16 protein-coding genes and 1 other RNA gene are annotated in these 17,757 nt (G+C 50.6%); 8 read left to right on the top strand and 9 right to left on the bottom strand.

What is annotated here, in order from left to right; genetic code table 11:
• Positions 1 to 16: 16 nt before the first annotated feature.
• Both L2725_RS21130 and L2725_RS21135 read right to left on the bottom strand, forming a co-directional pair.
• The gene (locus tag L2725_RS21130; RefSeq protein WP_249250797.1) at positions 17 to 307 is read right to left on the bottom strand and encodes a hypothetical protein; all 291 of its coding nucleotides are present in this window, start codon (positions 305 to 307) and stop codon (positions 17 to 19) included.
• Positions 308 to 422: 115 nt separating this feature from the next.
• Entirely contained in the window at positions 423 to 1,256 is an 834-nt protein-coding gene (locus L2725_RS21135) for a hypothetical protein (RefSeq protein WP_249250799.1), read from the bottom strand.
• Positions 1,257 to 1,536: 280 nt separating this feature from the next.
• On the opposite strand from L2725_RS21135, the gene L2725_RS21140 reads away from it, so the two are divergent.
• Both L2725_RS21140 and L2725_RS21145 read left to right on the top strand, forming a co-directional pair.
• A complete protein-coding gene (locus L2725_RS21140; protein ID WP_249250801.1) occupies positions 1,537 to 1,923 on the top strand; it encodes a nitrous oxide-stimulated promoter family protein in 387 nt (128 codons plus the stop codon).
• A gap of 103 nt (positions 1,924 to 2,026) precedes the next feature.
• A complete protein-coding gene (locus tag L2725_RS21145; RefSeq protein WP_249250803.1) occupies positions 2,027 to 2,905 on the top strand; it encodes a hypothetical protein in 879 nt (292 codons plus the stop codon).
• Positions 2,906 to 2,955: 50 nt separating this feature from the next.
• Here the strand turns inward: L2725_RS21145 and L2725_RS21150 are convergent, their stop codons facing one another.
• From L2725_RS21150 to L2725_RS21165, 4 genes are all read right to left on the bottom strand, one after another.
• Positions 2,956 to 3,531, bottom strand: a complete 576-nt coding sequence (locus tag L2725_RS21150; protein ID WP_249250805.1) for a hypothetical protein — start codon at positions 3,529 to 3,531, stop codon at positions 2,956 to 2,958.
• 67 nt (positions 3,532 to 3,598) lie between these two features.
• Positions 3,599 to 3,928, bottom strand: a complete 330-nt coding sequence (locus tag L2725_RS21155; protein ID WP_115138666.1) for a YkvA family protein — start codon at positions 3,926 to 3,928, stop codon at positions 3,599 to 3,601.
• A gap of 164 nt (positions 3,929 to 4,092) precedes the next feature.
• Entirely contained in the window at positions 4,093 to 6,399 is a 2,307-nt protein-coding gene (locus L2725_RS21160; protein ID WP_249250818.1) for a YgiQ family radical SAM protein, read from the bottom strand.
• 133 nt (positions 6,400 to 6,532) lie between these two features.
• Complete coding sequence (locus L2725_RS21165) at positions 6,533 to 6,937, bottom strand: MAPEG family protein (RefSeq protein WP_248937420.1); 405 nt, start codon at positions 6,935 to 6,937, stop codon at positions 6,533 to 6,535.
• Positions 6,938 to 7,102: 165 nt separating this feature from the next.
• Between L2725_RS21165 and L2725_RS21170 the strand changes: the two genes are divergently transcribed.
• Together L2725_RS21170 and L2725_RS21175 are read left to right on the top strand one after the other, a co-directional pair.
• A complete protein-coding gene (locus L2725_RS21170; RefSeq protein ID WP_249250807.1) occupies positions 7,103 to 8,323 on the top strand; it encodes a threonine/serine exporter family protein in 1,221 nt (406 codons plus the stop codon).
• A 172-nt stretch (positions 8,324 to 8,495) separates the two neighbouring features.
• Positions 8,496 to 10,106 (top strand): ShlB/FhaC/HecB family hemolysin secretion/activation protein, encoded by a 1,611-nt coding sequence (locus tag L2725_RS21175; RefSeq protein ID WP_249250808.1) that lies wholly within the window; start codon positions 8,496 to 8,498, stop codon positions 10,104 to 10,106.
• Positions 10,107 to 10,561: 455 nt separating this feature from the next.
• Here the strand turns inward: L2725_RS21175 and L2725_RS21180 are convergent, their stop codons facing one another.
• The 3 genes from L2725_RS21180 to rsmI form a co-directional block, all read right to left on the bottom strand.
• A complete protein-coding gene (locus tag L2725_RS21180; protein WP_249250809.1) occupies positions 10,562 to 12,112 on the bottom strand; it encodes a S8 family serine peptidase in 1,551 nt (516 codons plus the stop codon).
• A gap of 435 nt (positions 12,113 to 12,547) precedes the next feature.
• An RNA gene (rnpB, locus tag L2725_RS21185) (RNase P RNA component class A) lies at positions 12,548 to 12,911 on the bottom strand.
• 64 nt (positions 12,912 to 12,975) lie between these two features.
• Complete coding sequence (rsmI, locus tag L2725_RS21190) at positions 12,976 to 13,818, bottom strand: 16S rRNA (cytidine(1402)-2'-O)-methyltransferase (protein WP_249250810.1); 843 nt, start codon at positions 13,816 to 13,818, stop codon at positions 12,976 to 12,978.
• A gap of 193 nt (positions 13,819 to 14,011) precedes the next feature.
• Here rsmI and L2725_RS21195 point away from each other — a divergent pair, with 193 nt between their 5' ends.
• The 4 genes from L2725_RS21195 to L2725_RS21210 all read left to right on the top strand — a co-directional run bounded on the left by L2725_RS21195 (position 14,012) and on the right by L2725_RS21210 (position 17,437).
• On the top strand, positions 14,012 to 15,850 hold the full coding sequence (locus L2725_RS21195) for a penicillin-binding protein activator (RefSeq protein WP_249250811.1): 1,839 nt from the start codon (positions 14,012 to 14,014) through the stop codon (positions 15,848 to 15,850).
• Positions 15,847 to 16,173 (top strand): YraN family protein, encoded by a 327-nt coding sequence (locus L2725_RS21200; RefSeq protein ID WP_249250812.1) that lies wholly within the window; start codon positions 15,847 to 15,849, stop codon positions 16,171 to 16,173. The genes L2725_RS21195 and L2725_RS21200 overlap by 4 nt, the downstream gene beginning before the upstream one ends.
• Positions 16,174 to 16,280: 107 nt before the next feature.
• Positions 16,281 to 16,874, top strand: coding sequence for a phosphoheptose isomerase (locus tag L2725_RS21205; protein WP_115138679.1), 594 nt, complete (start codon positions 16,281 to 16,283; stop codon positions 16,872 to 16,874).
• Complete coding sequence (locus L2725_RS21210) at positions 16,871 to 17,437, top strand: BON domain-containing protein (RefSeq protein ID WP_249250813.1); 567 nt, start codon at positions 16,871 to 16,873, stop codon at positions 17,435 to 17,437. The genes L2725_RS21205 and L2725_RS21210 overlap by 4 nt, the downstream gene beginning before the upstream one ends.
• Positions 17,438 to 17,757: the final 320 nt, after the last annotated feature.

The raw sequence follows: 17,757 nt of genomic DNA on the forward strand, positions 1-17,757 counted from the left end.
TTTATTACATGCTCAATCAGCGACTGAGGTCCTCACAATGAAGCAGTCCCTGTTCATCAGTCTTACACTGGAAACCACATACGTAATCGCCCTTGTCTCCGGCCAGTTTTCTGAGTCCCTGACCCTTTAGGCGGCATTGGTCCAGGGTGTCGTAATAGCCGTTGATGGCATCCATCTTCAGGGTAGAAATTTGGATAAGCTGCTCACCGGATTGCACATCAGGCTGATAAATCAAACTCCACTTGGCACTCTGGGTACAGGCTGACAGGGCCAGCAAACCAATAAGAATTAAGGACAGGCGTTTCACTTCATACTCCACTAACAGGCGCTGCCTGCACCAACAAAAAGAAAAAGCGAGCCATTGGCTCGCTTTCATTGTACACAGCACAGTGGCTGCTAATAACCATGATTATCTTAACGGTTTATCCCGCTGCTTTTTGTTGGGCCCGGCGGATGCGGGTGATTCGACCGGCAAAACCTGTCACAGTGCCATCTTCCAGTCCCAGAGACTCGGCCTGTTCGCACAGGGCAATCGCCTCATCATAGAAACCCGAGTCAGTTAGCAGAGTGGACATCTGCATATGGCCGGTACCGGTCAATGCACCTTTAGCGCTTTGTTCCACAGAGGCGACCTCATCAGCGAATCTGGGCAAAAGTTTGGCTCCCCAGGCCAACATGTCCGCCTGCTTACGCTGCTTATAACACTGATTGACCAATGCCAGCAGCAGTGCATAACCTTCAGCCGAATTCGCTTTTGCCAGATACTGAGTGATCTCCTCTGTTGTCACGGCTGCTGGAACCGGTAATGGCATGGCAGGCGTTGCCTCCAACTCGTCAAGATCATCAATAGCATCTGGCTGCACTGGCTCTGGCTCTAGCTCTGGCTTTGGCTCTGGCTCTGGCTCTGGCTCTGGCTCTGGCTCTGGCTCTGGCTCTGGCTCTGGCTCTGGCAAAGGTTGAGCGCTGACATCTGACTCTGAAACCAGCACAGGTTCTGTCTCAGGGGGGGAAACAGCTTGGTTGCCAGATTCCACCTCCGGCTGCGGTTTGGACTCAGCTTGCGCTTCAGCTTCAGGTGCTGCAGTCTCCGTCTCGCTGGCTTCTGTGGCCTGTGCTTCACGCTCCATTCTGGCGTCAAACTCTGCATCCCGGTTTAACTCAGACTGCTCCAGTTCCTCTTTAGCGAGTCGCTGCGCCCGCATATATAAAAACACGCCAATGGCCACCAGCACGACAATCGCAAGAAATTTCATCATTTCATCACCTTATTCATTTCCGGTAAGCCAGTGCATTGCAAAAGCGGGCATTAACCAGTGAACAGAAACTCACCGCTATTATTAAGGGATAAGTTCATCACAGATCAACCCAAATGGCGGATATTTCACCTTTTTAAAGTTAAAAGCCGCCATTTACCGAATAACAGCTGACGACATAAGATGCATTGTGTGCGCAGCTTCAAGAAACAGCACATGGATTTTGCGCCATCAAGACACCGAACATAAGATGTCATCAGGCACTGCAGGAATACTCATTAAGATGACACAACCAATAATTCTGGGTCCCAGGCTCACTCGTGAATACGACACCATGGCGCTGATGGTCGGCTTGTACTGCCGCGATCATCATGGCTCAGAGTCTCCCTGCCCTGAATGTAGTGAATTCCTAGAATACGCCCGCATGCGTCTCGATCGCTGTCCCTATGGCGAAGACAAGCCAACCTGTAGCCGATGCCCTGTTCATTGCTATAAGCCGGAACCCAAAGCCCTGGCCAAAACTGTGATGCGTTATGCCGGACCAAGGATGATATGGCGTCATCCAATTATCGCCATCCGTCACCTGTTACACGAACGCGGAGAGATGGCAGGTAAACCCCCAAGGGATATGTCCAACCGGCGGCAAAGGCAAAAAAAAGACGGCGAGTGAGGAACCTCTTTCCTCAGGCAACACCTGTTACCGGCAGATATTTTTTACACTGCTGGTTTAGCCCTGGCCCGCTAGCGAGTACAATTGCCGGCGAGGTAAGCATATGAACGGTTTTGGCCATTTTTTTCTTGAAGCATATTGGTGGTTATCACTGCTGGGCGGTATTCACTGTCTGCTGTTGAGCCTCTATATCCGCTACATCTACAAAGAGAGTCAGGATAACCATAAACTTTTGGCTGGCATATTCAGTCTGGTATCCCTCTACTTCTTTACCGGCCTTATTAACTATCAGAACAGTCCCGCCCCGCTGCATATGCTGTTCGTCCTGATTATCCCTGTCTATTTCCTGCTGATGCCCATGCTTTATCTCTACTGTAAACGTGGCCTGTCTCAGGAAGTGATGGATGTAAGGTATTCATGGCATTACGCACCGGCACTGATCATGTGTATTGTCGCCGTAACGACCGTGCTGTGGGGCTGGTATCATGCCTCTGATGGCTGGCAGCTGGCATTCGACAGTATGGGACGGCTGGAACACCTTGGCGTGGTCGGTACTTTATTGCCAGCACTGCTCAGCATTCAGGCCTGTGTCTACTTTGTGCTTCTGCTGAAGTTGCTTCGTCGGTATCGCGGGCGCAGCCACAGAGCGCACACTGAAAGCCTCAGAGACATCAAGTTTCGTTGGCTGCTGGCACTAACCACAGCTTTGCTTGGCAACTGGGTTATTCGTATGTTTCTGCTGATCCTGCCCTTCTATCTCGGTGGTGAAATATCCCCTGTAGAAAAGGCGTTGCCACGCCTGCTGCTACTGCTGACCGTTTATGGACTGGCGATATTTGGCCTCAAACAGATTACCCGTGCGGCTTACTTGCGGGGAACTCTGGCCACCAAACCGACCGTGTCGCAGCGCTCATCCAGCCAGTTGCTGGATTCTGAAGAGCTCAGCTTTCTGCAGAAAATTCTCAACGAAGATAAAGACTAAACAAACAAAAGCCCGGCATTGCCGGGTTTTGCTGTCAAATGATCTAGCCGTTATTCATGGCCCCAGGGCGCTGGCGGCAGAGCAACTGGCCTGGTCAGGTCAAAATCGACTCTGAAATCGCGATTTTCCCGGGTGAGGCGATAGGTAAAGGTCTCCGGATAAACATACATGTGCCAGACATTGGTCACCGACTGGGACAGGCCATTTTGTTTAAAGTTATCAATGGAGAAGTCATCCACAGGGAACGACTGCTCATTGGCCGTGCCGGCAGAAGCTGTGTGACCGCCGTACATGGTGACCTTGTCCTCACTGCCATCTTCATGTCTGTGATCATGCTTAAGCAAGAGGCCACCACCGGTTCGGGTAATCACCCAGGTACGGGATCTGTCTTCACCTACGTGGAAAGGGACCTTAAGTTCAATATCGCTGCATTCACGAACATGCATTACCAGACGCTGGCTTGCAAAGTTGGCATCCGCTTCATTGCCGGAGGTCACTTTACCTTCAAATGCCTGACCACAATGGGCACGCAGGGCATCAAAAAAAGCATCTTGAGAAGCAGGGGTATCGGCCATTGCCGACGCAGACAGGCCACACAGGGCCAGGGTATACAGGCTTGCTTTCATTATCGTTATTCTTCCTTGTATGACTGTCTGAATGCGCTAAGCCTTATGATTGACTCAGCGTGCCAATTCAGTCACCAAACCAGCGGGTCATGGTTGCATTTGATTTGGTTTTGACTTCCTCATCAATGAACAAGCTGACCATACCAATGGCGGCCGCCAATGCTCCCAGATCATCGGTAAAGCCCATCATGGGCGTGAGATCCGGAATCGCATCCAGCGGCATAATAAAGTAACCCAGAGCACCAAATATCACTCCTTTTGCCCAGGTGGGCGTATCAGGACGCTGAGCGGCGTAATACAGCCACAAAGCTTTCTCGACCACTTCCTTACCCGCTGTACGGGCATAGTCAGTCAGTTTTTGCCAAAAACCCTGTTCAGTAAATTCTTGCTCAGACATAAGTGTTCCCCGGTTACTTCTCCCGAATATAACTCAAACCTGTGTAAATGCAGAAGCAGGGAAACCCTGAAAGTGCCAGCCATTGCTCTTTGCGACACACACCAAAAGCCAGAAAGCAAAAAACGCCACGTTAAGTGGCGTTTTCCGGTGAATCTCTTACCGGCTTACTTTTTACCGGTCGGGCGCTTACCAAACACTGGCTTGGCACCCGGCCTTGGCGATCCGCCTTTGCGATTACTGTTGTGTCCCTTTTGATCAGCCTGACCGCCTTTATGCTGATTCCCGCCTTTGCCAGCCTTACCATTACCTGAACCGGACTTTGGCTTACGGGAGTCGTGCTGGTTATCGCTGAAGCGGGTCGCAGCCTGCTGGCCTTTACCTGCTGGCTTTGGCTTACCTTGATGCTTCTGTCCCCAGCCCTTCCCTTCATTGCGGCTTTCCGCCGGAACCAGGCAATCCGGGCCATTACCAATCAGATATTTTTTGCCCATGGCTTCCAGGGCTTCTCTGATCAGTGGCCAACCTGCGCTGTCGTGGTAACGCAGTAATGCCTTGTGCAGACGGCGCTGACGCCCCTTCTTGGGGACAGGCACCTGCTCACTGCCATGCTTCACATTCTTCAGCGAGTTCAGTTCGGTATGATAAATCGCAGTGGCATTGGCCATGGGCGATGGATAAAAGTTCTGAACCTGATCCAGTTTGAACTGATGACGCTTGAGCCACAAAGCCAGATTGACCATATCCTCATCGGTAGTGCCCGGGTGGGCGGCGATAAAGTAAGGGATCAGATACTGCTTCTTGCCCGCCTCTTTGGAGTAGTGGTCAAACAGCTCTTTGAATTTGTCATAGGTGCCCATGCCCGGCTTGAGCATCTTGGACAGAGGCCCCTCTTCAGTGTGCTCAGGCGCAATTTTCAGGTAGCCGCCCACATGGTGTTTGGCCAGCTCCTTCACATAGCGTGGGTCCTCAATCGCCAGGTCATAGCGCACACCTGACGCGATCAGAACCTTCTTGATACCCGGCACATCGCGGGCAGCGCGGTACAGGTCAATCGTATGCTTATGGTCTGTGTTCAAATGGCCGCAAATTGATGGGTAAACGCAAGAGAGACGACGGCAGGTTTTCTCTGCCTTTTCACTGCTGCAACCCAGTCTGTACATATTGGCGGTTGGGCCACCCAGATCTGAAATAACCCCGGTAAAGCCCGGCACCTTTTCCTGGATATCTTTGATCTCTCGGACAATAGATTCCTGTGAACGGCTCTGAATAATACGACCTTCGTGCTCGGTAATGGAGCAAAAGGAACATCCGCCGAAGCAACCACGCATAATATTGATCGAGGTTTTGATCATGTCATAGGCGGGGATCTTCGCCTTGCCATACACTGGGTGAGGAATACGCTGATAAGGCAGATCAAACACCGCATCCATCTCATCGGTATTCAATGGCCAGGCCGGTGGATTAATCCACACTGCACGATCGCCGTGAGATTGATACAGAGCGCGGGCACAACCCGGGTTGGTCTCCTGATGCATCACCCGGGAAGCGTGGGCATACAGATACCTGTCCTGAGACACCTTTTCATAGGCTGGCAGCATCACATAGCACTGCTCCCATGGCTTGGGCTTGGGTGGCTGGACCGTAATCGCCTTGGGAGACTCATTGTCAAAAACCTTGGCATCAGAAGGACCTGACAGGTTCTGACAGCCGACATCATCGGCACCATATGGGTTCGGAATAGGATCTATCTTGTGCAACTGGTCGATCTTGCGCGAGTCCATACCCCGCCACTCAGGCAAAGGCTGCTTGACGATGACCGCAGTGCCGCGAATATCTGTCAGTTCGGCAGCTGACTCGCCCCCCGCCAAACGATGAGCCACTTCCACCAGCGGACGCTCGGCATTACCGTAGATCAGAATATCGGCTTTGGCATCGAAAATAACGCTGCGGCGAACCTTATCGGACCAATAGTCATAGTGCGCCAAACGACGCAAACTGGCCTCAATACCACCGATAACAACCGGTACCTCTTTAAAGGCTTCTTTGCAGCGCTGGGTATACACAGTCACGGCACGATCCGGACGCTTACCACCTTCATTGCCAGGCGTGTAAGCATCATCATGACGCAACTTACGATCAGCCGTATAACGGTTGATCATGGAATCCATATTACCTGCGGTAACACCAAAGAAGAGGTTGGGCTTGCCCAGCTTCATAAAATCTTCTTTGCTGGACCAATCAGGCTGAGAAATAATGCCGACGCGGAAACCTTGAGCTTCCAACATGCGGCCAATCACTGCCATACCAAAGCTGGGGTGGTCCACATAAGCGTCACCGGTGACGATAATGATATCGCAGCTGTCCCAGCCCAGCTTATCCATCTCTTTACGGGACATGGGCAAAAAGGGCGCTGTGCCGTAGCATTCAGCCCAATACTTAGGATATGTAAATAACGTCGATTCAACCTGCATGACTGTTAACCCTTTGAAAAGCGGCGATGGAATACCACTTTTACTTTGCACCAATATCCCGCCAACCTGAGGTTTGACGGCCTTTTAAAGGGGGCGGAGTATACCAGTCAGCACAGTGTTAGGCGAATAAAAATCAGGCTGCCAGTGCCATCAAAGCAAGATACAAATTGGCCCCCGCAAGGAACAGAATAACACCCCAGGTCAACAGCACACCCCAGAACCTCCCCGGATGAATACCGCCACGCCCCTGAGTCAATCCCACTGCATGCAACAGGCGTGCGAACAACCAGGTTCCGCCTGCCAGATTGAGCAGCAAAGAGGACAGCCCGCCCAGTTCCGCCAGCAACATCAGAATCAGCACTATAGGCGCATTTTCCAACAGATTGCCATGTACCCGATTGGCCAGTTGCAGCGATTCATTGCCACCATCCCCCAGCCCGGTTTTGGTTGCCCGTCGCTCTTTAATCACACGCCAGGTGAACACCACTATCATCAGGGCCGTTAAAGAGGCATATATTGCTGTTATCGCCACTGTCATCTTTACTCTCCATAGTGTTATCTGATTTACAGCATTCAGGTTGACCACTGTCAATGCAACCAAAAAACTCAATTTAGATATATTTATTAACTTAATACAGATGGTATGGGTTAAAATCCGCGCAACTTTTTTTACCCTCATTTAACGCCACGGGACGCAAGTAAATTGGATACTCAGGAGTTTCTCAAAAAGCGAAAGTTCATTATTCAATTGGGCAAGGCACTGCATAAATTCGGTACGCCCGCGTACCGGCTTGAGGCCCATTTGCGCAGAGTCGCATCAACTTTGGGTATCGAGGGTTACTTTCTTATTACCCCGACTACCATGACCTTTGTGCTGCAGCATGATGCGGACCAGGAATATAACCATATGGCCAGGGTGAATCCCGGCGATCTGGATCTTGGCTCGCTGGCGCGCACCGATGAGCTGGTTAATCAACTGCTTGAAGGCGAACGCACACTGGACGATGCCATTGAACGTTTGCAGGAGATTGCTGATAAACCTGCTCCCTACGGGCGACTAATGACCGGCCTGTCGTTTATGCTCAGCCCTGCAGCTTTTGCCATGTTGATGGGAACCAGTTGGCAGGATGTGTTCTGGTCAGGAATACTGGGGCTGCCGGTTTATCTGTTGGTGATCGCAGCGGAAAAATCCAGGCGTATGGCAGAAATGCTGGAGCCGCTGGCCGCCATTCTTTGCGCAATAGGGGCTTGTGCCATTGCCCATATTTCCCCTCAGCTAAATATTCCCGTGGTGGTGCTTTCCGCCATCATTATCTTTATTCCCGGTCTGGCACTGACCCTTGGTCTTGCAGAGCTGGCCGCGAGAGATCTAATGTCCGGCACGGCACGCATCATGGATGCCATGATGTTGATGTGCAAACTCTACTTTGGTGGCATGTTGGGACTGGTAATAGGCCATGCGATATTCGGGGATGTCCCTCAAGTAATTCCTGTCCCACTGGAACGCTGGCACAGTTGGCTGGCGGTGCCGATCCTGTCCGCCACGTTGGTCATATTATTTAAAGCCCGCAGTAAAGATGCGCCATGGGGAATCATCGCCGGTATCATCGCCTTTATTGCTGCGCAAATTGGCGGCATCTACCTGGGTGAGTCCATGGGTATTTTTGTCGGCGCTTTTGCAGTGGGTATTTATGCCAACCTCTACAGCCGGTGGCAAAAGGCTCCTGCCAGCATAGCTCTGCTGCAGGGCATAGTGATCCTGGTGCCGGGCAGTAAAACCTATATAGGTCTGAACGCACTCATCTCCGGCGAGGTCATGCTGAATCAGGCCCAAATTGGCGCTCAGGTATTTCTGATATTTATGTCCCTTGTGGCGGGGCTGATTTTCTCAAACGTTGCCGTCACCCCTCGCTCAACCCTCTAGCCCTCTTTCGGCGGGCATTTGCCCGCCGAATTGACAAGTTATGCTGGCCAATGTCAGTGTTTGTGTGAAAGCTCATTGATTTAATTGAACTACAATTCAAACTCTGACATAGACAAATATACCTGCGCTGACCCTGCCCCCAAGGCAGGCATCTTCCATCCAAGGAGGGCCTATGACCCCACCCCGGGTGTTGCTGTTATCCCTGTTAATGCTGCCAGTCCAACCCGGATTGCTGGCTGAAGAGTCGCAGCCGGGGGAAAACCAAATCAAGGTCAGCAAAATAGTGGTGGTCAGTCACCCCATCTTTGATGAGTCAGCAGAAGACGCATTCTTTATCCATAACTGGGCCAACTTTCTTCACATCAATACCCGGGAGCAAACCGTTCTCGACCATCTGAGCTTTGCTCCCGGCGATATTATAGATAACAAAGATATTGCTGAAGCGCAGCGTCTGCTCAGGGCAGAACCTTTCCTCAGAGACAGTAAAATCACACTGCCGAAGCCTGACCCTGCCGCCACTGTCGCAAGCCGGGATGTGGTGTTGGTGGAAACCTGGGATAACTGGTCACTGCTGCCAACCCTGAGCTTCAGTCGCAGTGGCGGGGAAAATCGCTACTCAATAGGGATCAAGGAAGACAACCTGATGGGACGGGGCATCAGTACCCGCCTCAAGTATCAGTCCAGCGAAGACAGAACGGGTTACAAGCTGGCGATCGATGCCCCGGTAAACTGGTTGCCACACGCCAGCGTCAGTGCAGAGATTTATGACAACAGTGATGGCCAGGCCTACAAGTTTGCCTTTATCAAGCCCTTCTTTACGCTGGATGGCATCAATCAATATGGTCTGGAGACCCTTGAAGACCTACGTGAAGACACCTTGAGACAAAACGGTGAAGATGTTTCCGGATTTGAGCACGAGATTAGCTATACCAATGTCAGCTATGGCCATCGCCTGGACTGGGATGACAGCACGGCACTCAGGTTGCTGTTGGGAATAACCCACGACCACCACAGATTCAACCTCTGGGAGGACTACCCTGATGCCAGACTCCCCGAAGACAGAGAGTTTCTCTACCCCTGGGTAGCGCTCGAAAGCATTGAAGATGAGTATAAAGTGTTCCAGAACATCAGGCTGATCAACACCAACGAAGACATTAATCTGGGTTGGTATCATTTCTTTAAACTGGGCGTCGAAACCCGCACAGACGACAGCGATCCTGGTTTTCATCTCTGGTGGCGTTCCAGCCGGGGCTTCAAACAGGCAGACTCACTCTGGTTGCTTTCCGCCAATGGCAAGGCGGTACTCAACACCAGAATCCCAGATCACTACCAACTGGCTCTGCAGGGGGAGTGGTACTACAACTTCAGCGAAAGCTGGAAGCTTTACCACAGGCTGCGATTACTGAGCAGTAAAAACAACTATCTGGATCAACCAGCCACACTCGGCGACAACACAGGAGTACGTGGCTACCCGGATGATTATCAATGGGGGGATCAACAGTGGCAATTTACCAGCGAACTCAGGTATTACCCCAATATTTCTCTATACCAACTCGCTGAATTGGGATGGGCCCTGTTTGCAGATGCCGGTGAAGCATTTGGTGAAAATGATGACAACAACCTGCTTTCAGGACCGATGGCCAGCGTTGGCCTGGGAGCGCGTATTTACTCCTCTCGCTCAAGCTATGGCAACGTTGCCCATGTGGATTTCAGCCTGCCATTAAACCGTGCTCCCGGCCTCGACAGCTGGGAGTGGCGCTTCCAGGTCAGGAGTCATTTCTGATTTTTCATTCACATCAAGTGGATACAAATTGACACCAAAAAAGCGTGACACGCATCACAATTTATTCTAGGGTGATTAACAGGAAGCGAGGTTTTTGCCTTGATGACGGGGCGTAGAACTCAACCCACTGTGACTCCGACAACAGCCAGTATTTATACCGGCCGAATTGAAGATACAGCGCTGAGGAGACGCCCAACAGAGGCTCTGACCAAACTCCCTTTTCGGTCCGATTCTTCCACCTCTATCGGACATAACCAAGCCGCCCGAGGGCGGCTTTGTTATACCTTGAGTTTCCCCATTCTCCTGCAAACATATCGTGTACCTTGGTCAGCTGCAGCCTGACTTTTGTAGCAATCCGTATCGGAATTCAGTCACTCATCGAGAACAAAAATCCATAGACAAAGCTCCAAATAAAAAGCTCGCGATTAACGCGAGCTTTATTCGGTAATGGCTTATCAGTAGCTGGCTGTCAGGGACACACCGCTGTAACTGCTGAACCAGCCACTGGTCAATTGAATATGATAAGTGGCTGCCTGAGTATTGCTCACGCTGCAGGTTTTCGGGTTTCCACTGCTCGACGTTTTACAATCATAAACCGAGCTGGTTGGCGTGCTGCCGGCATTGGCATAAGCCACTGCTCTGCTGGAGTTACCATCAACCGTGATAGTGAGAGTTTTCCCTGCCGGCACATCAATACGATAGTTGTGTGTTGCGCCAAAGAAACCGGCACTTAACCCGGTTTTAGGTACACCATTTTCCATACAGGTATCGCCACAAACCGGCTCGCCACCCGGACCACCGCTGTCTGACAGTGAATAGGCCAGTTTATTAACCGACAGTGGCCCTGGATCTGTCACTGTATCCTTGGTGGAGCGATCAGCCAGCATGGTTTCAATTTGGGCTGGACTGAGCGTGCTGTCTTCGCCCAGATAGAGCGCAGCAATACCTGCTACGTGAGGTGATGCCATGGAAGTGCCACTAATGGTATTAGTGCCTCCATTGATCCAGGTAGAAGTGATATTGCGTCCCGGGGCGAAAATGTCGAGACACTCACCAAAGTTGGAGAAACTGGAGCGCGAGTCATTGTCATCTGTGGAGCCAACGGTGATTGCACTGGCAGCCCTTGCCGGGGAGTAGTTACAAGCATCCTGGTTATCATTACCTGCAGCAACCACAAAGGTGATGCCTGCCGCAACGGCGTTACTTACCGCAGTATCCAGCGCCTGTGAAGCGCCTCCCCCAAGACTCATATTGGCAACTGAAGGCCCTGTCGCATTCTGTGCAACCCAGTCGACGCCGGAAATCACGCCTGAATTAGATCCAGAACCCTGACAATCCAATACTCTCACGCCGACTATGCTGGAATTCTTAGCAACACCATATGTTGAGGCACCGATAGTCCCGGCCACATGGGTACCGTGCCCATGACAATCTGTGGCATCAGCGTCATTATCAATAAAGTCCCATCCGTGAGATTGTCGACCATTGAATTCCGCGTGACTTGAAACACCAGTATCAATAACGTAAGCAGTAACACCAGAACCATCATAGTTATAGTTATAGTCACCGCTTAAAGGTAAAGACCGCTGGTCAACCCTATCCAAACCCCATGTAGCTCCCGCCTGATTATTTGCTGCAGATGATAAAGGAGATACAGACATTATTTGATCTTGTTCAATAAAATCAATATTTGGATTATTCAGTAACTGAGCTAGCTGTTCAGAATTAGCATTAACCAACACACCATTAAGCGCACCACCAAAGCCCTTCTTTATTTGAATACCAAACTTGTTTTCTAAAGAGTGAGCAGCAACCTGAGCATAGTCGGCAATCGCGCTTCGGCTCGACATGTCAATTATGCTCGGCGTTTTAAAAACGACTATATAGCTGTTCTTAATCGCCTTACTTTTATCGATACTTGCCAAATATGCTTGTTCATTTGCCTGAGAATTAGACATTGAAAGTGCAGATGCTACTGCGATCGATACTAATAGTTTATTTTGCATGTAAAACCTCCATTGTTCTACTTTGCAATTAAAAGATTACAACAATTCGCAAATGCACAAGATAAGGCCGCCTCAGAAAAAGTAAAGAAAATACATGAGATTAATAAAACATCATATTTTTAATCCACTGATTTAATACCTAAGCGTGACACATGCATTAATAGTGCGAATATTTAAAATATTTTATACAGTCAACAATAAAGCACGATATCAATATCAAATATTGCCTTATATATTAACCTACAAAACATCGGATATATCAGAATTAAAAACTACAAATATTTCTACACTAAATAACTAGTATTTAGTGTGATACTGAATATCAAATAATGAATGACACAAGATGCTATTTCAGATTTCATTTGCCACTGCTCTTTCCAACGTTAAGCAGGCATAAAAAAACCGCATCCCTTTCGGAATGCGGTTTCTATAAATTTAGCGAGTTGGCCGATAAGCCGGGTCCTGTCTTGGACAGCCATTCATCTAGGCCTGCAATCACTCACAGGCTCGAGCGATCTACCCGGTTCCAACGCGAGCCACGCATTAACTTACCGAGGTAAGTAGTGGAACCCTATTTGATCTTGCTCCGGGTGGAGTTTACCGTGCCACGAACTGTTACCAGCCGCGCGGTGCGCTCTTACCGCACCCTTTCACCCTTACCGGCCCTAAGGCAGGCGGTCTACTCTCTGTTGCACTGGTCGTCGGCTCACGCCGCCCAGGCGTTACCTGGCACCCTGCTCTGTGGAGCCCGGACTTTCCTCCCCGTTCTTACGAACGCGGCGACTGTCTGGCCAACTCGGCGGCGATTATACCCAAGCAATCTGGGCAAACCAACCACTATTTCAGCGAAAAACAGCAATTGCTTAAAGCCCAGCCTCAAGGCCCGCTTTATACAGGGCATTTTTCTTCAAACCGTGGATTTGTGCAGCAATGGCTGCCGCTTTTTTCAGCGGTAACTCTTCACTCAGCAGCTTAAGGGTTTCCATGGCAACCGCCGGAATTCCCTCTTCATCGGTCGCGATAAAACCGTGACACATCAGCACGATTTCCCCTTTCTGCTGGTTGTCGTCAGCCTTCACCCTCTCCAGTACCTCAGCAGCACCGCCAGTCAGGAAGGTTTCGAAGGTCTTGGTCACCTCGCGAGCCATTACAATTTGTCTGTCTTCACCCAACACCTTGGCAATAGCTTCCAGGCTATAGGCGATACGGTGTGGGGACTCATAGAAAATCAAAGTGTGGGGATCTTCTTTCAGCTCGGTCAATTTATCCAAACGAGCCTTTTCCTTCGATGGTAAAAAGCCTTCAAAGGAGAAACGATCTGACGGCAAACCAGAAGCACTCAGAGCGGTAATCGCAGCACATGGGCCCGGCAGAGGCACCACGTTATACCCTTCGGCACGAACATGAGTCACCAGGTGATAACCAGGATCTGAGATCAGTGGCGTACCCGCATCGGAAATCAGGGCCACCGCATGACCACTGGCCAATTGCTCCACAATCCACTGTGCCCGGGCACGCTCGTTATGGTCATGCAGCGCCGTGGTTCGGGTGCTGATCCCAAAATGCTTTAGTAACTTGCCGCTGTGGCGGGTATCTTCACAGGCAATCAGAGCAACCTGCTCGAGTACTTCAACAGCTCTGGGGCTCATATCCTGCAAATTACCGATTGGAGTTGGAACAATATATAGCGCGACCGGCAGGGTCATAGTTACCTCGGCGTAGACGATGACAAGAGCCGACTTTGCACCATGCAATCAGCTCTCAAAATATTCAGTGTGTTTATCAACCAGTTCAAGCGACAGATTCTGTAGCAACAGCGAGGCGCAACAGGTTGAACTAGTCACATTCTTATGCAGATTGGTATAAACTACAGCCAGCATTTTATCAGAGTGAAGCCAAGTGTTGAAAAGCATCAAGACAACAAAGTTAATTCCCCTGGTGGTTTCTGCTGTCATTCTGGGCGGCTGTGCCAGCACCCAGCAATCGACACAGCCAGCAGTGGAAGTCGTATCACTGGAAAATGTAACCAACACCCCGGCCTGGTATCTGGCTAAGATCCAACCAGGTCAGAGCCAACAGATTAAGCAAAGGTATACCTTACTGGCGGCTCAGGCTTACCTCAATCAGGGAGATTACAACAGTGCTGATAAGCTGTTGTTATCCATGGGCAACACTCAGGGAACTCAGCCTGAAATACAAGCGCAGCATAACTACCTTCAGGCACTGTCATTGAGACTTCAGGACAAGCCTGCTGAAGCACTGCACATGCTGAGTTACCGCCCAGACTGGTCACTGCCCGATTGGCAGTGGCGTGAATACTATCTCCTTAAAGCCAAACTCTACCAGCAACTGCAACAACCTGTAGAACAGGTTCGCCAACTCAGCATGCTGGAGCAGTACCTGGCGCCGGCAGATCGCGCTCAGATTAATGATCAGATCTGGCAGGCATTGCAGCCATTGAATGACCAACAGCTGGCTCAATTTACCGAAGATCAAAGCAACCCGATCTTTGCAGGCTGGATGCAATTGGCGTATCTGGCGAAGCACTATGCAGTCGCTCCCAATGAATTGGTCCGCTACTTAGGTCAATGGCAGCAGAAAAACCCTGGCCATCCAGGCGCGTTCAAGCTGCCCACCGACCTTGAAAAAGCGTTGAATACCAAGCCCTATCGTCCACAGAAGATTGCCGTACTCTTGCCACTGACTGGAGCTCGGGCCGGCGTCGCTAACCCGGTTAAGCAGGGTATTCTCAGCAACTATGTCAATCAGGGTGACGCTAACGTCGAAGTGCTCTTTTACGACACTGCCGCTGATGTCGTAACCGCGTATCAAAAGGCACAGGCTGATGGCGTTGAGTTTGTTATTGGCCCTCTGTTGCCTGACAACGTCAATAAGCTGCAAACGTTTCTGGCACAGCCGGACCAACAGGCGACAGCCGTTCCGCAGCTGTACCTGAACCAACCCAGCCAGCTAAGCGGTGATACGGAAGACCAGTACTTTTTTGCTCTGTCTCCATCCCAGGAAGCGTCTGATGCTGCACTGCGCCTTTATCAGGATGGTATTCGTGTTCCCCTGTTATTGGTCAGCGGTGATGCTGCCGGCCGCCGCATGGCGGAGGCCTTCAAGCAGGAGTGGATGCAGCTGACAGATAAAGAAGCTGAGGTTCATTACTACCCCAAAGGCGACAAAATGGGTGATGCCGTCAAGGCGGCGCTGGGAGTTAAGGATTCTGAAGAGCGTATTGCCAGAATGAAGCAATTGATTGGCACCAGTCTCGAAGCAGATTTCCGCTCGCGCCGTGATATTGATGCCATTTATATGGTGGCCAATAGTGGCGAACTGACGCTGCTAAAACCTTTTATTGATGTCAGCTTCAGTGTCTTTGCCCAGCCGGTGCCCCTGTACACTTCAAGCAGGGCAAGACTGGATAAAGACACCAGCCAAACCGCCATTGAACTGAATAACATTACCTTCAGCGATATACCTTGGCTGATCCAACCGAACAATGAAACTGCCGAGGTAGCCAAGCTGTGGCCGACCTGGCGTAACAGCCAGAAGCGTTTATATATCATGGGATATGATTCACTGGATTTGGTCGGCCGACTGGCGCAAATGCGTGCTTTCCCTGGCTTCCAATATCAGGGACGAAGTGGCGAACTGTCTGTTACCCCTGAAGGCGTGCTGGAACGTCATCTTAGCTGGGGTAAATACCAAAGAGGCAAGTTCAAGCCACTATGAATCAGGGCGAGATAGCGGAACAACAGGCTAAGGCCTATCTTGAGCAACAAGGGCTCAAGTGGGTTGAGTCAAATGTTCGCTATCCTTTCGGTGAACTGGATCTGGTCATGCGAGAAGGCCAAAACTGGGTGTTCGTTGAAGTAAAATATCGGGCATCTGCCAACTTCGGCGGTGCAATCAGTGCCGTTGGCCCCAGGAAGCAACAAAGACTGCGCAAAGCTGCAAACCACTATCTGCAGCTACACCGAATTCAGGCACCCTGCCGATTTGATTTGGTCGCCATTGAAGGCAAACATATTCAATGGCTCACCGACATCTTTTAAGTCGATTGCAATAATCTGCAGGACTTTAATAATTTTACAATTCTTGCCTCAACTCGGATTTCCGTTTGTGGCATGATAGCCACTCGATAGAGATTAAGGGTTCATCCATGTTAGAACGTATCAAAGACAGCTTTACTGAATCTATCCAAACCAAGATAGACGCAGCTGAGGCGCTTCCTGAATCCATCGCTACAGCAGCAGAAATGATGGTCCAGTGTCTACTGGGCGGCAATAAGATTCTGGCTTGTGGTAACGGCGGCAGTGCTGGTGATGCGCAGCATTTCTCTGCGGAGTTGTTGAATCGTTTTGAGGTGGAACGTCCACCATTGCCGGCCATTGCGCTGACAACTGATACCTCAACCATTACCGCTATTGCCAACGACTATAGCTATGACGAAATCTTCTCCAAGCAGATCCTGGCTCTGGGTCAGCCCGGCGATATCCTGCTGGCAATTTCAACCAGCGGTAACTCAGGTAACGTCATCAAAGCGATGGAAGCAGCACTGAGCCGTGATATGACTATTGTTGCTCTGACTGGTAAAGATGGTGGTGCCATGGCAGGTCTGCTGGGCGGTGGAGATGTGGAAATCCGCGTACCTTCCAACGTCACAGCCCGTATCCAGGAAGTACACCTGTTGGTGATCCACTGCCTGTGCGACAACATAGACCGCACGCTGTTCCCGCAGGACGAACAGGCATGATGAGACTCATCCCACTGCTGTTGGCAATGTCACTGCTGTCAGGCTGTGCCGGCGTCGTGGTAGTGGGTGCTGTTGGCGGAGCGGTAGTTGCCAATGACGAGCGCAGCTTCCGCACCCAACTCGATGACACCAATGCTGATTTTGAAATTGCTTCAGCTCTGTCCAAACATGAAGACCTGCAGAACCAGACCAACATCACCGGCGTAGTGATGAATGGCAACACTCTGCTGATTGGCCAGTCACCCAACTCCATGTTGCGTGACAAGGCTATCCGTGTGGTCAAAGAACTGCAACTGGGTGGCAAGCTGTTCAACCAGATCCGGATAGGTAACCCTACCTCATTCACCACCCGCTCCAATGACGCCTGGATCACCACCAAGGTGAAAACCCGTATGCTGAATACCGACGACCTGGACGTTACCCGGGTTAAGGTGATTACCGAAAACGGTGAAGTGTTCCTGCTGGGACTTATCGACAAATCCCAGGCTAACCTGGCCGTCGATGTCGCCCGCAACACTGCCGGCGTGCGCAAGGTGGTTAAAGTCTTCGAGTACACCAACTAAAGCCTGCCTCTTGCAGGCTTTTTTATTTCCCTCTCGGGTAACCATTTTCCTCAACACTTTGTTCTCCATTGCTCCAACCGGAGTGACCTTGACACATCTGCACCTGCCTAATCACCTACAGATGTGCACAGAGCGCTGCTTCGACATACCCACAGCCTTATCAGTTCCTAATGTCATAACCCTCGCCTGAGAAGCACAGAGCAATCCTTATACCAATCCGCATTGAAGTCTGATCTAATATTGGGCAACTCAATACTTATGATTGCCTTATGAAATCTGAAACTGCCGAAAGCTTGCTTTGCCTCTCTAAAAAAGAGAAA

The sequence above is a fragment of the Shewanella corallii genome, assembly GCF_023349125.1.
GTDB lineage: Bacteria > Pseudomonadota > Gammaproteobacteria > Enterobacterales > Shewanellaceae > Shewanella > Shewanella corallii.